Annotated in this window: 12 protein-coding genes and 1 tRNA gene; 5 read left to right on the top strand and 8 right to left on the bottom strand. The window is 75.2% G+C overall.

Annotated elements, in window-relative coordinates; genetic code table 11:
• Positions 1 to 119: 119 nt before the first annotated feature.
• Genes D459_RS0129880 through D459_RS0129870 form a run of 3 tightly spaced genes read right to left on the bottom strand, consistent with a single transcriptional unit; the run spans position 120 to position 2,152 of the window.
• On the bottom strand, positions 120 to 563 hold the full coding sequence (locus D459_RS0129880; protein WP_017596666.1) for a RidA family protein: 444 nt from the start codon (positions 561 to 563) through the stop codon (positions 120 to 122).
• Between the two features lie 3 nt (positions 564 to 566).
• The gene (locus tag D459_RS0129875) at positions 567 to 1,394 is read right to left on the bottom strand and encodes an enoyl-CoA hydratase family protein (RefSeq protein ID WP_017596665.1); all 828 of its coding nucleotides are present in this window, start codon (positions 1,392 to 1,394) and stop codon (positions 567 to 569) included.
• Positions 1,391 to 2,152, bottom strand: a complete 762-nt coding sequence (locus tag D459_RS0129870; RefSeq protein ID WP_017596664.1) for an SDR family NAD(P)-dependent oxidoreductase — start codon at positions 2,150 to 2,152, stop codon at positions 1,391 to 1,393. Before D459_RS0129870 ends, D459_RS0129875 begins: the two co-directional genes overlap by 4 nt.
• Positions 2,153 to 2,366: 214 nt before the next feature.
• Here D459_RS0129870 and D459_RS0129865 point away from each other — a divergent pair, with 214 nt between their 5' ends.
• Together D459_RS0129865 and D459_RS36320 are read left to right on the top strand one after the other, a co-directional pair.
• Complete coding sequence (locus D459_RS0129865) at positions 2,367 to 2,918, top strand: EF-hand domain-containing protein (RefSeq protein WP_017596663.1); 552 nt, start codon at positions 2,367 to 2,369, stop codon at positions 2,916 to 2,918.
• An 84-nt stretch (positions 2,919 to 3,002) separates the two neighbouring features.
• Positions 3,003 to 3,161, top strand: a complete 159-nt coding sequence (locus tag D459_RS36320; protein WP_169558479.1) for a hypothetical protein — start codon at positions 3,003 to 3,005, stop codon at positions 3,159 to 3,161.
• Positions 3,162 to 3,216: 55 nt separating this feature from the next.
• On the opposite strand, the gene D459_RS0129855 is transcribed toward D459_RS36320, so the two are convergent.
• Together D459_RS0129855 and D459_RS0129850 are read right to left on the bottom strand one after the other, a co-directional pair.
• Positions 3,217 to 4,047 (bottom strand): aldo/keto reductase, encoded by an 831-nt coding sequence (locus D459_RS0129855; protein WP_017596661.1) that lies wholly within the window; start codon positions 4,045 to 4,047, stop codon positions 3,217 to 3,219.
• A 234-nt stretch (positions 4,048 to 4,281) separates the two neighbouring features.
• Positions 4,282 to 4,590, bottom strand: a complete 309-nt coding sequence (locus D459_RS0129850; protein ID WP_051065587.1) for a hypothetical protein — start codon at positions 4,588 to 4,590, stop codon at positions 4,282 to 4,284.
• Between the two features lie 159 nt (positions 4,591 to 4,749).
• Between D459_RS0129850 and D459_RS0129845 the strand changes: the two genes are divergently transcribed.
• The 3 genes from D459_RS0129845 (at position 4,750) to D459_RS0129830 (ending at position 6,310) form a co-directional block, all read left to right on the top strand.
• Positions 4,750 to 4,823, top strand: a tRNA-Pro gene (locus D459_RS0129845).
• A gap of 207 nt (positions 4,824 to 5,030) precedes the next feature.
• Positions 5,031 to 5,216, top strand: coding sequence for a hypothetical protein (locus tag D459_RS35700; RefSeq protein ID WP_152523162.1), 186 nt, complete (start codon positions 5,031 to 5,033; stop codon positions 5,214 to 5,216).
• Between the two features lie 146 nt (positions 5,217 to 5,362).
• Positions 5,363 to 6,310 carry an immunity 49 family protein gene (locus D459_RS0129830; RefSeq protein ID WP_017596657.1) on the top strand — a complete coding sequence of 316 codons (948 nt, stop codon included), beginning with the start codon at positions 5,363 to 5,365 and terminating at the stop codon, positions 6,308 to 6,310.
• A gap of 191 nt (positions 6,311 to 6,501) precedes the next feature.
• Here the strand turns inward: D459_RS0129830 and D459_RS33325 are convergent, their stop codons facing one another.
• The 3 genes from D459_RS33325 to D459_RS33320 all read right to left on the bottom strand — a co-directional run.
• Positions 6,502 to 7,665 carry a tryptophan 2,3-dioxygenase family protein gene (locus D459_RS33325; protein WP_017596656.1) on the bottom strand — a complete coding sequence of 388 codons (1,164 nt, stop codon included), beginning with the start codon at positions 7,663 to 7,665 and terminating at the stop codon, positions 6,502 to 6,504.
• A 62-nt stretch (positions 7,666 to 7,727) separates the two neighbouring features.
• Positions 7,728 to 8,735, bottom strand: coding sequence for a methyltransferase (locus D459_RS0129820; RefSeq protein ID WP_026120884.1), 1,008 nt, complete (start codon positions 8,733 to 8,735; stop codon positions 7,728 to 7,730).
• A gap of 92 nt (positions 8,736 to 8,827) precedes the next feature.
• Positions 8,828 to 13,252, bottom strand: a 4,425-nt coding sequence (locus tag D459_RS33320; RefSeq protein ID WP_017596654.1) for an amino acid adenylation domain-containing protein, incomplete at its 5' end; no start/stop codon positions are given.

Raw genomic sequence — 13,252 nt, 5'->3', positions numbered from 1 at the left:
CCGGAGGAGAAGTCGGCCTGACCGCGTCCCGCAGCGGCCCGGAGCACCGCACCGACGGCGGCGGCGGTCCCCGGGCCCCAGGGGACCGGGGACCGCGCCCCTCCCCCGCCCGCCCCGCCCTACTCCGGGACCACCGCCGTGCCGACCAGTTCCACCAGCGCCTCCGGGTCGAACAGCTCGGCGACCCCGAACAGCGCCATCGCCGGGTAGTGCCGGCCCAGGTGGCGGCGGTAGACCGCGCCGATGCCCTTCAGGTCGGCCCGGTAGTCGGGCACGCTGGTGGTGTACACCATCAGGGAGACCAGGTGGCCGGGCTCGCCGCCGGCCGCGCGCAGCGCGGCGACCATGTTCGCCATCGCCAGATCGAACTGGCCGCGCAGGCCTCCGCCGCCGATCGACCCGTCGGGCAGCTGGGCGGTCTGTCCGCCCAGGTGGACCGTGCGCCCAGCGGCCGGCACCACCGCGTGCGCGAAGCCCACGGCCGGCGCCAGCCCCTCCGCCTCGACCAGGCGGTGCGGGGTGCGCACCTCCGCCTCCGTCGCCTCCGTCCGCTCCTCCGCCACGGGCTACCTCCCCTTCCACTCCGGCTCGCGCTTCCCGGTGAACGCCGCGTGGAACTCGGCGTAGTCCTCGGTCTTCATCAGCAGCGCCTGGGTGACCGCCTCCAGCTCGACCGAGGCGGACAGCCCCATGTCCAGCTCCCGGGAGAGCAGCGCCTTGGTCTGGGCGTAAGCGAACGCGGGGCCGGTGGCCAGCCGCTCGGCCAGCCGCGCCGCGGCCCCGTCCAGTCCGCCGTCCTCCACCAGCTCGCTGACCAGGCCGATCCGGTCGGCCTCCTCGGCGCCGACGGTGTCGCCCAGCATCAGCAGCCGGGTGGCATGGCCCAGGCCGACGACCCGGGGCAGCAGGTAGGCCGCGCCCATGTCGCCGCCGGCCAGGCCGACCCGGGTGAACAGGAACGCGAACCGGGCCGAGCGCTCCACCAGCCGGAAGTCGGCGGCCAGCGCCAGCACCGCCCCGGCGCCGGCGGCGACCCCGTGCACCGCCGCGATCACCGGCACCGGGCACTCCCGCATCGCCCGGACCGTCTCCCCGGTCATCCGGGTGAAGTCGAGCAGGCCGTCGGGGTCCATCTCCAGGGTGGCGCCGATGATCTCGTCCACGTCCCCGCCGGAGCAGAAGCCGCGGCCCCGGCCGCGCAGCACCAGTGCCCGCACGTCGTCCCGGTGCGGCAGCTCCAGCAGCAGGTCGCGCAGGTCGGCGTAGACGTCGAAGGTGAGCGCGTTGAGCCGGTCGGGCCGGGTGAACTCCACCGTGGCCACGCCGCCGCGCAGCGACAGGTCGAAGTGCTCCCAGGAGTCGGTGAAGGGCGCGGACGCGCGGAACGGGCTCACTGCTGGACGCCTCCTCCGTCGAGGACGATGGTCTGGCCGTTGACGCAGCCCGCGGCCTCGGAGGCCAGGTAGCCGACGGCCGCGGCGACCTCCTCCGGCTCCACCAGCCTGCCCAGCGGCGCGGCGCCGGCCAGCGCGCGCTCGGCCTCCTGGGCGCTGCGCCCGGTGCGCTCGGCGATCCGGGCCGCCGACCGCTCGGTCATCGGGGTGCGGACGAACGCCGGGCAGACCGCGTTGCAGGTCACCCCGGTTCCGGCGAGCTCGGCCGCGGTCACCCGGACCAGGCCCACCATGGCGTGCTTGGCCGCGGTGTAGGCCGCCGTGTAGGGGGCGCCGACCAGCCCGGCGGTGGAGGCGACCGCGACGATCCGGCCGCGGTCCCGCTCCCGCATGCCGGGCAGCACCGCCCGGGTGAGCAGGAACGCGGTGGTCGCGTTGGCCGCGAAGTGCTCGTTCCAGGAGGCCAGCGAGGTGCGGTGCAGCGGCGCCGATTCGGCCGCGCCGGCGTTGTTCACCAGCACTTCCACCGGGCCGTCCAGCCCGGCCAGCACCCGCTCCACCTGCTCCTCGTCGGCGGCGTCGCAGACCGCCCCGCGCACGCCCGAACCGCCCAGGTCGCGTTCGAGCCGGGCGAGCCGGCCGGCGTCGCGCCCCAGCGCGACGACCCGGAGCCCGGCGCGGGCCAGCGTTGCGCACACGGCGCGGCCGATCCCGCCGGCCCCGCCGGTCACCACGGCGATCCGCGCGGCGCTCTCCATGTGGCGCACGCTATCACTCGATCATGACCCCCGTCACGAATCCGACATGAACCGGTCGGCGGGCCCCGCGGCGGCCGCACCGGCCGGAACCCGGACGGACCGCCGCACACCGGCCGCGAAACCCGCGGCGATTACCGGGAACCCCTTGCGCCACGGGAGACTCCAAGGACCACGGGGCGGGAGAGGCCCGCCCGGCAAGACGAGAGGAACGCCCGTGGAGACGGTTTCCGCCGCCGCGATCACCGAGCGGTTCGGCAGGCTCTTCGACACGCTGGACTCCGACGGCGACGGGGCCATCGACTGGGGGGACTACCAGCGCCTCGTCGACCGCTGCGCGCAGGGCTACTCCCTGGAGGCCGAGGACCGCACGGCGCAGGCGCTCCGCGCCTCCTACCAGATGCTCTGGGTGGAGCTGCTCCGCCACTCGGGGCTCTCCGGGTCCCGCCTCCCGGACCGGGAGGCGTTCGTCCGGGCCATGCGCGCGGTGGCCGAGGACGGCAGCCGGTTCAACGCGACCGAGGGCCTGGCCGACGCGGTGTTCGACCTGCTCGACGAGGACGGCGACGGCTCGATCAGCGAGGCCGAGTACCTCCGGTACGCGGAGGTCCTCGGCGCCGCCGCGGACACCGCGCAGGCCCGGTTCAAGGCACTGGACACCGACGGCGACGGGTCCATCGGCCGCGAGGAGTTCATCCAGTCGGCCCGGGAGTTCCTCTTCGGCGACGACACCGAGTCCGCGGGCGGGTTCGTCTTCGGGATGGTCTGAGCACCGCCCCGCGCGCCCGCACCCGGCCGGTGCGGGCGCGCTCCCGCCGGGGCCGGCGCCGGACCGGCGTCTATCATGGGCCCCATGGGTGAACTCGGAATCGCCGGCCTTGTCGCGCTGGCGCTCATCATGGCGGTCCCCGTCTCGATCTTCGGGGGCTTCGCCGTCTACTCCCTCCGCATCGCGCGCAAGGGGCCGGAGGCCGTTCTCGCCTCCGCCCGCAAGCGCCGCGAACTGGCCTGAGAGAACGGCTGAGGGCGCCTCCCGGACCGGGAGGCGCCCTCAGCCGCGCCCGCTCTCAGTCCGCGTCGAAGGAGTCGGGGTCGGGGCCGAACCGCCGGCCGGCGTCCAGCCCCGAGACCTCCTCCATGTCCGCGCTGCTCAGCGTGAAGTCGAAGACGTCGAAGTTGGACCGGATCCGCTCCGGGGTGACCGACTTCGGGATCACCACGTTGCCCAGCTGCAGGTGCCAGCGGATGATCACCTGCGCGGGCGTCTTGCCGTAGGCCTCGGCGATCTTGGCGATCGCCGGGTCGTCCAGCAGGTTCCCCTGGCCGAGCGGGCTCCACGCCTCGGTGACGATGCCGTGCTCGGCGTTGAACGCCCGCAGCTCCGCCTGGGTGAGCGCGGGGTGCAGCTCGATCTGGTCGACCATCGGCGTGATGCCGCCCTCCTCCATCACCCGCTCCAGGTGCGGGGCGTTGAAGTTGGAGACGCCGATGGCGCGCACCCGCCCTTCGGCGTAGAGCCGCTCCAGGGCCTTCCAGCTGCTCACGTAGGTGTCGCGCATCGGCAGCGGCCAGTGGATCAGGTACAGGTCGAGCTCTTCGACCCCCAGCCGGGACAGCGACGCGTCGAAGGCGCGCAGCGTCGAGTCGTAGCCCTGGTCGCGGTTCCACAGCTTGGTGGTGAGGAAGACGTCGTTCCTGGGCAGTCCGGAGCGGCGCAGCGCCTCGCCGACGCCCTCCTCGTTGCCGTAGGCGGCCGCGGTGTCGATGCTGCGGTACCCGGCCTGCAGCGCGGTGCCGACGGCGCCGACGACCTCGTCGCCGCCCACCTGCCAGACGCCGAACCCCAGCTGCGGCATCCGGACCCCGTTGCCGAGCGTGACCTCAGGCATCTCGAACATGCTCTTCTCCCCCGTTGCGGTCGTTCGTCCGCCGCCCCTCGGCCCCGGCCCCTCCGGGACTCCTCCGGCGAGTGCGCCCCCGGCGCCCCCGTCGCCCGTCCGCCGGGCTCCCCTCGCCCTCCCCTGGCGGCCTGCCTCGGGTTCGACGCCCCACCTTGCTTCGAAACCACCGCCCGCCGCAACCGGAGCGCTCCGCTCGACACCCGTATGTGACCTGCTCGTCCTGTTTCCGATTCATTCCGTCATCCGGTAGACGACGCCGATCACCACCTCGTCCTCCGGGTCGGCCCCGGGGACCGCGCCGGGGAACTCCCCCGCGGTCCCGCACCGCACCGCGAACGGCGCCCCGGGCCACCGCTCCTCGATCTCCTCCGAGACCGAGGTCCGCCCCGCGGCCGAGGCGGTCTCGCGCTGCCCCGGCGTCTCCAGCTCGTCCTTGGAGTACCTCCGCGACACCGCGGCCACGAACCGCGCCTGCCGCGGCAGCACCCCCCGCCCGAGGGCGTCGAGCACCGCCACCTGCTGTTCCCTGCTTCGCTCCATGCTTCATCATGCCTCGCACGTCGCGCATTGTCACGACCATGATCACGCAGAGCGACGCTCCGGCACCGCCTCCCGCCCGCGCACACGTCACGGGAACCCCTGAAAGTACGGTAGAGTCGTCCCTGTCGGCAGGCGGCGCAGGGCGCCGCGGCGGACACACGGGACGTAGCGCAGTTTGGCAGCGCACTTGACTGGGGGTCAAGGGGTCGTGGGTTCAAATCCCGCCGTCCCGACGCGGCTCAGAGAGGGGATCCGGGTTTCCCGGGTCCCCTTTCCGCATCCGGCGGGCCGCCTCTCCCGCCCAGCGGCCGGAGGCGGGAACTTTCCTCTGTTTCCGCCGCATATCGCGTCATAGGCCGTCCTCGCCCGCGTCGTCATGGATGAGGGTCCGCATCAGGGCGGGCCGGGACCCCCTCGGGGATTGCAGGAGAGTGACAGCAATGACCTTGCCGAGCCGCACGGAGACCGCCGCCATGGTCCGCTCGGAGGCCTTCGCCGCGGGCCCGGACGCGGGCGAGAACCGTGATCTGCGGGAGTCCCCCGCGCAGCCGGCTCCGGACCGCGCACGGCACAGGCTCATCTCCGCGAGCCTGCGCCGCACGAAGGCGGTCCGGCCGCTCGGGTGAGCGCGGCGCCGGCGGCCGCGCCTCGGGCCCGCCCACCGGCGGGCGGGCCCGGGCGGAGGCGCCCGGCCCCATCCGCCGGGAACGTCCGCGGGTGCCGATAGTGTGCACGCCGTTGCCACGCGGCCCAGAGGACGGAGAGCGGAAACGTGCAGCGGATCGAGCGCCACAGTGTCGGCGAAGACCGGATCGCCCAGGCCCTGGCGGACATTGAGAAGCGGGCCGACCGCCACTACATCGGCCTGAGGTACAACTCGTCGGGGCTGCAGGCGATGCGGGCGATGGGACGCGACCTCTTCGACCACGTGGCCGCCCGCTCCGTGGAGGACCCCGCGCTCGCCTCCGACCCCGCCTTCACCCGGAAGGTGCTGGCCACCGCGGCCGAGGCCTGCTTCGGCGCGCTGGACCGGAGCCTCTTCCCCGACGGCGACTTCGACATCCCCTTCCCGCTCGTCTACGGCCGGCTCACCAACATGGACGACGACCCCGAGGAGAACATCACCCTCGAGTACGGCATCGACCTGGCCCCCAGCCCCGGCCTCTGGGCCGAGGCGTTCGCGATGTGCCTGGTCGGCCGCGTCCTCTGGGAACCGGTCCGGATGATCGGCCCGCTGCTGCGCGAGGACTTCGCGCCCCAGTTCCACGAGGGGCTGCCCTACGCGCGGATGAAGCCCGAACCGGACCCGGCCGGCCTGGCGCAGATGGACGCGCTCCGCATCTACCTGGACGGCGGCGGCGCCCGCCCCGGCCGCCCCCGGAGCGTGCTGTGCAGGCCCGGCGCCGAAGAGCGCGCCCGGGCCGCCCGGGGGCTGGACGCCGCCGGCGGGCTGAGCCCCGAGCAGCGCCTGCTGCGCGTGCTGCTGGAGGACGACCGGGCCGCGTTCGAGCGGGCCCTGGCCGAGCATCTGGTGCGCCACCGCGAAGCGATGGAGGCCGACGGAGACGCCGCACCCGGGACCCTGCTCCCGGTCGGGGTGATCGCACTGGCCGCCCTGGCGGTCCAGGCGCACGGCTGGCGGCTCGAAGTCGCCTCCGACTACCTCCCCGAGGCGCTGCTGCACGCCCCCGGAGGCGCCCCCGAGGTCCCGGCCCTCTGACCGCCGGCCCCGACCGCGCGGGGCGGCGTCCCCGCGCCGCCCGCCCCGCTCGCGGCACAGGGGCGTACGCCTCCAGGGGGCGGGGCTGTCGGGCTCGGCCCGGCGGGCCGGCCTGGTGCTCCGGATCGCACGCTGGTGCCGGCCGGGAAGTCCGTGCGGGGGCGGTGGAGGCTCCCCGGCCGGGGCGGCGGTCAGCGGTGGCCGAAGGCGGCGAGGGGGTCCGGTTCGGGGGTCGGGCGGGTGGGCGGGGGGTAGTCCTTCGCGACGAAGCGCTTGAGGTAGGCGGCGCCCTCGGTGCCTCCGGAGCCCTCGACGTCGGCGAGGTAGCGGCGGCCGAAGCCGTAGTGGCGGCCGCGCCAGGCGAGCAGCGGGCGCTCGGCCGCCGCGTGCGCCGCGGCCAGTTCCGCGCCGCCGTCCGCCGCGACCGCGGCGCGCAGCGGGAAGGCGTCCCGCAGCGGCGGCTCGGCCAGCGGCCTCAGGTGCTCGAAGCGGCGCAGCACCTCCTCCTTCTCCGGGTCGAACCCGTACAGCACCAGTTCCATCAGGTGGTAGTTGAGCGACTGCACGGCGCTGGCGTCGCCGGTGGCCTCCCGGAACTCCATGAACGACGCGGGGGTGAGGGTGCGCAGCACCGCGAAGATCCGGTTGGGCAGTTCGGCGTAGCGGCCCAGGGCGCCGAGCCAGTGCAGCGCCTCCTTCCGGTCGGCGCCGGGCGCCGCGATCGCCCGGACCGCGTGCAGCGCGGCCCGGCGGATCAGGAAGAACACCAGCTCGCAGGCGTGCACCGAGCGGAGGAAGACGTGCTCGTCGTGCCGGTCCGACATGGGGAAGCCGGTGCCGCGGCGCAGCACGTCCAGCCCGAGCGCGGTCCGGGGGTCGGCCGCGGCGGCCGCGGCGGCGCCGGACAGCGCCGCCCCGGCGCCCGGGTCCACCGGGAGGTCGGCGATCCAGGCGCGCAGCTCGGCCAGGAGGGCGATGCGCTCCGCGATGACCTCGGGCACCGGCGCCGCCTCCCGGGCGTGGCGCTCCTCGATGCCGGCCAGCTCCGCCAGCACCGCGTCCAGCGCCACCGCCGCCGCGGGCACCGGGTCCCCGTGCCGGCGCAGGAACCAGTCGAAGGCGTGCAGGTCGGTGTAGCGGTAGTAGGCGGGGATCGGCCGCCCGGTGCGGAACGAGCGGGTCAGCAGGGCCAGGACCTCGTCGTCCTCGCCGGTGCCGGCCGACGCGGCCGCGTGCAGCAGGGCCAGGCGCCGCCGGTCGCGCCCGCTCAGGGCGAGGCGGCCGCCGGCCGCCTGGAGCCGGATGGCCTCTTCGCATTCGTCGGACAGGGACCGCGGGGCACGGATCCGTTCCATGGTTCACTCACCGCCGTATCGGGTGGGGTGTCTCGGGGGTCGTGCGGGGCGGGGGGCGCGTCTCAGGGCCGGGTCTTGTACCCGACCACCAGGTGCTTGTCCTGGCTGGAGCGGAGCACCCGGCAGTCGCCGAACCCGGCCTCGGACAGCAGGTCCGCGTACTCGCCGGCGGTGCGGTGCCGCCCCTCGGTCTCGACGTGCATCGACAGGTTCATCACCGAGGTCGCGAGCGGGCCGCGCCGCCCCTCGTCGAACAGCCGCTCCATGACCAGCACCCGGCCGCCGTCGGCGCACGCCCGGTGGGCCTTGGCGAGCAGCTCCCGGCAGGTGTCGTCGGTCCAGTCGGAGAGGATGTAGCCGAAGGCCAGGCAGTCGGCCTCGGGCAGCTCCGCCGCCCGGAAGAAGTCGCCGGGGGCGAACTCCAGCCGCCCGGCCAGGCCGTACTCCTCGGTGCGCTCGGCCAGGTAGGGGCCGACCTGCGGCAGGTCGTACACGGTCGCGGCGAGCCCGGGGTGGGCGCGCAGCGCGCTGACGCAGAACGCGCCGCTCGCGCCGCCGACGTCGACCAGGTGCCGCACCCCGCCCAGGTCGGCCAGGCGCACCAGTTCGGCGGAGACGTCGAAGCCGATCTGCCACATGGCGTCCAGGAACTCCCGGGTCGACTCCGGGGTGGCGTAGATGACGTCGAAGGGCGCGGGGAGGTCGGCGTCGACCGCCGCCTTGCCGCGGGTCAGGTAGGCGTCGAGGCGGCCCAGCTGGGCGGCGGCGCCGTTGACCATGTGCGCGCTCATCGCGCCGATGTGCCGGTCCCCGCCACGGTCCAGGTAGGGGGCCAGTTCGACGGGGAGCCCATAGCGGTCCCGGTCGTCGCGCTCGACGAGTTCGAACGCCTCCAGGACCAGCAGCAGCCGCTCCAGGGTGTCCGGGTCGAGGCCGAGCGCGGCCGCCGTCTCGGCGGCGGTGGCCGGTCCGGCGGCGAGGTGCGCGAACACGCCGTGCCGGTCGGCCATGTGCAGTACGTGGGTGGCGTAGAGGCCGTAGAGGGCGTTGGTCAGCGGTCGGGGAAGGATGGCGTTCTCCCAGCGTGAGGGCGTGGTGGGGTGAGGTGGGGTGGGAACGGGCGGGGCCGGGCGGGCCGCCGCGCGGGCGGCCCGCCCGGTGCTCAGCTCCGGCCGTCGGCGCGGTCGAGGGCGTCCGCGACCATCGGGCCGATGTCGCGCAGCGGTTCGGGCTGCAGCATCCGCGCGTGCGGCCAGTGGACGGCGCGGAATTCGGTCCGGCCGGTCAGCAGCTCCCGCCACGAATCGGGGGTGAGCACCCGGTCCGGCCCTTCGCCGGCGGCGACGATCAGCGCCGGGGCCGCGACCTGCGCCTCCGGGAACTCCGCGCCCACCCGGATGTTGTTCATCATCACCGCGATCTGGGTCTCGACCTGCTCGCGGTCCAGGCTGCGCAGCGCCGTGTTCCGGGTGCGCAGCAGGTCCAGGAAGCGGTCGTGGTCGAGGTCGCCCTCGCCGATCTCCGCGGCGTCGATGTCGAACAGCTGGAGCAGCTCCCGGTAGAGGACGGACGGCTCGGTGACCGGCGCGTGCTCGGCGAGCACCCGCTCCGCCTCGCGCGGCGGGTAGGCGTCGAGCAGGACGAGCAGGCCGACCTCCGCGCCCTCCGCCTCCAGCCGCGCGGCGACGGCGTGCGCCACCAGGCCGCCGAAGGACCAGCCGAGCAGGTGGTAGGGGCCGTCCGGGCGGACCCGGCGGATCTGCTCGACGTAGTCGCCGACCATCTCCTCCAGGGTCTCCGGGAGCGGGTCCCGGCCGTCGAGGTGCCGCGACTGCAGCCCGTAGACCGGCACGTCCCGGTCCACGTACGGCAGCAGGCCGGTGTAGGGCCAGCTCATCCCGCCCGCCGGGTGCACGCAGAACAGCGGCGCCCGGTCGCCGTGCGCGCGCAGCGGCAGCAGCACGTCGAACGCGCTCTCCTGGCCGTCGACCTCCAGCCGGCGGGCGATCCCGGCGACCGTGGGGGCCTCGAACAGCACCCGGATGGGCAGCTCCACGCCGAGCACCGCGGCGATCCGGCCGACCAGCCGGGTGGCGAGCAGCGAGTGGCCGCCCAGGTCGAAGAAGCCGTCGTCGACGCCGACCTGCCGCACCCCGAGGACCTCGGCGAACAGGTCGCACAGCAGCTCCTCCTGCGGGGTGCGCGGCGCCCGGCCGGCGGCCGGGCCCGCCCCCGCGGGCGCGGGCAGCGCCCGCTTGTCGAGCTTGCCGTTCACGGTGAGCGGCAGCGCGTCCAGTCCGACGACGGCGGAGGGCACCATGTACTGCGGCAGCCGCGCCCGCAGCGCCTGCCGCGCCTCCTCGGCCAGCCGGTCCAGGTCGGCGCCGCCGCGCCGCTCCGGCACCACGTATCCGACCAGCCGCCGGTCGCCCGGCTCGTCCTCGCGCACCACCGCCACGGCCTCGGCGACGTCCGGGTGGGCCAGCAGCCCCGCCTCGACCTCGCCGAGTTCGATCCGGAAGCCGCGCAGCTTCACCTGGTCGTCGCCGCGCCCGACGAACTCCAGTTCGCCGCCGGCGTTCCACCGGGCCAGGTCGCCGGAGCGGTACATCCGCTCGCCGGGGGCGCCGAACGGGTCGGCGACGTAGCGTTCGGCGGTCAGCCCGGGGCGGCCCATGTAGCCGCGGGTCACCCCCGGGCCGGCCACGTACAGCTCGCCGGGGGCGCCGTCGGGGACCGGCCGCAGCCGCTCGTCCAGCAGGTACACCCGGACGCCGGGGAAGGCCCGGCCGATCGCCGCGACCCCGGTCGTGTCGCCCGGCTCCCGCCGGTACCCGGTGTCGATCACCGTGGTCTCGGTGATGCCGTACACGCTGACCAGCCGGGTCCGGTCGGCCGGGTGCCGGGCGTACCAGTCGGCCAGCCGCGCCGAGTCCAGCGGTTCGCCGCCGAAGACGACGGTGCGCAGCCGCAGGCCGGGGGTGCCGTCCTCGGGTTCGGCGGCGAGCAGCTGGTAGAGGGCCGACGGCGTCTGGTTGAGCACCGTCACCCCCTGCTCGACCAGCAGTTCCAGCAGCCGCGCGGGGGTCCGGCTGACGTCGAAGGGGACCACGGCGAGCCGGCCGCCGCGGGACAGCGCGCCCCAGATCTCCCACACCGAGAAGTCGAACGCGGTGGAGTGGAACAGCGCCCACACGTCGGTGCCGTCGAAGTCGAACCAGCGGTGCGCCGTCTCCAGCAGCGCGGTGACGTTGCGGTGCGAGACCACGACGCCCTTGGGGGTGCCGGTCGACCCCGAGGTGTAGATGACGTAGGCGGCGTTGTCCGGTGCGCACCGCTCCCCCGGGTCGCCGTCGGGCAGCCCGTCGGGGAGGGAGCGCAGCGCCTCCTCGTCCAGTACCAGCGCGGGTGCGGCGTCGGCGCGGATGAACGCGATCCGCTCCTCGGGGTAGGAGGGGTCGATGGGCACGTAGACGCCGCCGGCCTTGAGCACCGCGAGGATCGCCACCACCAGGTCGGCGGTGCGCGGCAGGGACAGGCCGACCCGCCGCTCGGGGCCGATGCCCCGGCCGATCAGCCAGTGCGCGAGCCGGTTGGCGCGCGCGTCCAGTTCGGCGTAGGTCAGTTCGGTGCCGTCCGCGGTGAGCGCGACCGCGCCGGGTGCGCTGCGCACCTGCTCCCGGAAGACCCCGGCCAGGGTGGAGGCGGCGGCCCGCGGTTCGGCGCCCCGCCCCGCCGCCAGCACCCGGTCCGCCTCGCCGCCCTCCAGGACTTCGAGGTGGCCGATGGGGCGGGCGGGGTCGGCCACGGCGGCGCGCAGCAGCCGGGCCCAGCGGGCCATCAGCCGCTCCACGGTGGCCCGGTCGAACAGGTCGGTGGAGTACTCCACGGTCGCGGTCAGCCCGCCGGGGGCGCCGTCCGCGCCGTGCCGCTCGCCGACGAGGACGGTGAGGTCGACCCGGGACACCCCGGTGCTGACCCCTTCGCCGCCGACCCGCAGCCCGGGCAGCTCGAACCGGGCCTCGTCCACGTTCTGCAGTGCGAAGCTCACCTGGTAGAGCGGGTGGTGGGCGGCGGAGCGGCGCGGGTTGAGGTCCTCCACCAGGTATTCGAAGGGCACGTCCTGGTGGGCGTAGGCCTCCAGGGCGGTCTCCTTGACCCGGGCCACCAGGTCGGCGAACGGCGGGTTCCCGGAGGTGTCGGTGCGCAGCACCAGGGTGTTGACGAAGAACCCGACCAGGTCGTCCAGCGCTTGGTCGGTGCGGCCCGCGACGGGCGCGCCGAGCGGGATGTCGGTGCCGGCGCCCATCCGGGTGAGCAGCGCCGCCATGGCCGCCTGCAGCACCATGAACACGGTGCTGCCGGAGGCGCGCGCGAACTCGGCCGCCGCGCGGTGCACGTCGGCCCCGACCTCCACTTCCAGGTGCGAACCGCGGTAGGTGGCGGTGGCCGGGCGGGGCCGGTCGGCGGGCAGCGCGATCTGCTCGGGCAGCCCGTCGAGCCTGGTCCGCCAGTAGTCGAGCTGGGCGTTGAGCAGGCTCTGCGGGTCGGATTCGGCGCCGAGCAGCTCGCGCTGCCACAGGGCGTAGTCGGCGTACTGGACGGGGAGCGGCGCCCACTCCGGGGCCGCGCCGCGGGTCCGCGCCGTGTAGGCGGCCACCAGGTCGTGGGCGAGCGGCCCCATCGACCAGCCGTCGCCGGCGATGTGGTGCATCAGCACCAGCAGCACCGATTCCTCCGCGCCGAGCCGCAGCAGCTCGGCCCGGACCGGGATCTCCGCGGCCAGGTCGAAGGGGTGGCCGGCGGCCTCCTCCAGCACATCACCGAGTTCCGCCTCGGTGACGTCCCGGGTCCGCCAGGCGATCCGCGCCTCATCGGCCGGGATGACCCGCTGGTGCGGTTCGCCGTCGCGCTCGGGGAAGACGGTGCGCAGCGACTCGTGCCGGCCGACGACGTCGTCCAGCGCGGCGCGCAGCGCCTCGGCGTCCACCCGGCCGGAGAGCCGGAGCGCCAGCGGCATGTTGTAGGTGGCGGAGGGGCCTTCCAGTTTGTACAGGAACCACAGCCGGCGCTGGGCGAAGGAGAGCGGCACCGCCTCCGGGCGGGGGCGCGGCGCGACCGCGGTGCGGACCGCCGCGTCCGTGCCGCCGCCCAGTTCGGCGGCGAGGGCCGCGGGGGTGGGGTGCTCGAACAGCACCCGCACCGGCACCTCGGTGCCGAGTACCGCGCGGATCCGGCCGGCCAGCCGGGTGGCGAGCAGGGAGTGGCCGCCCAGGTCGAAGAAGCCGTCGTCGGCGCCGACCCGGGACAGCCCCAGCACCTCGGCGAAGAGCCCGCACAGCACCTCCTCCTGCGGGGTGCGCGGCGCCCGGCCCGAGACCGGGGCGGCGTAGTCCGGCACCGGCAGCGCGCGCCGGTCCAGCTTTCCGCTGGAGGTCAGCGGGATCTCCCCGATGCCGACGATCACCGACGGCACCATGTAGTCGGGGAGCAGGTCCTGGGCGAACTCGCGGAGCGCGGACGTCAGTGCGCCGATGCGGCGGGAGCCGACGGGGTCGTTGGCCAGCCGCCGCCCGTCCTTGGCCGG

The organism is Nocardiopsis potens DSM 45234 (assembly GCF_000341105.1).
GTDB lineage: Bacteria > Actinomycetota > Actinomycetes > Streptosporangiales > Streptosporangiaceae > Nocardiopsis_A > Nocardiopsis_A potens.
The sequence above is the reverse complement of the archived record's forward strand: the minus strand, read 5'-3'. Positions and strand labels throughout refer to the sequence as shown.

Excerpts from the sequence above, each read along its gene's own strand:
- D459_RS36320 (WP_169558479.1), top strand. The coding sequence starts at position 3,003 with ATGGGTGAACTCGGAATCGCCGGCCTTGTCGCGCTGGCGCTCATCATG.
- D459_RS35700 (WP_152523162.1), top strand. The coding sequence starts at position 5,031 with ATGACCTTGCCGAGCCGCACGGAGACCGCCGCCATGGTCCGCTCGGAG.
- D459_RS0129850 (WP_051065587.1), bottom strand. The coding sequence starts at position 4,590 with ATGGAGCGAAGCAGGGAACAGCAGGTGGCGGTGCTCGACGCCCTCGGG.
- D459_RS0129870 (WP_017596664.1), bottom strand. The coding sequence starts at position 2,152 with ATGGAGAGCGCCGCGCGGATCGCCGTGGTGACCGGCGGGGCCGGCGGG.
- D459_RS0129855 (WP_017596661.1), bottom strand. The coding sequence starts at position 4,047 with ATGTTCGAGATGCCTGAGGTCACGCTCGGCAACGGGGTCCGGATGCCG.
- D459_RS33325 (WP_017596656.1), bottom strand. The coding sequence starts at position 7,665 with ATGGAACGGATCCGTGCCCCGCGGTCCCTGTCCGACGAATGCGAAGAG.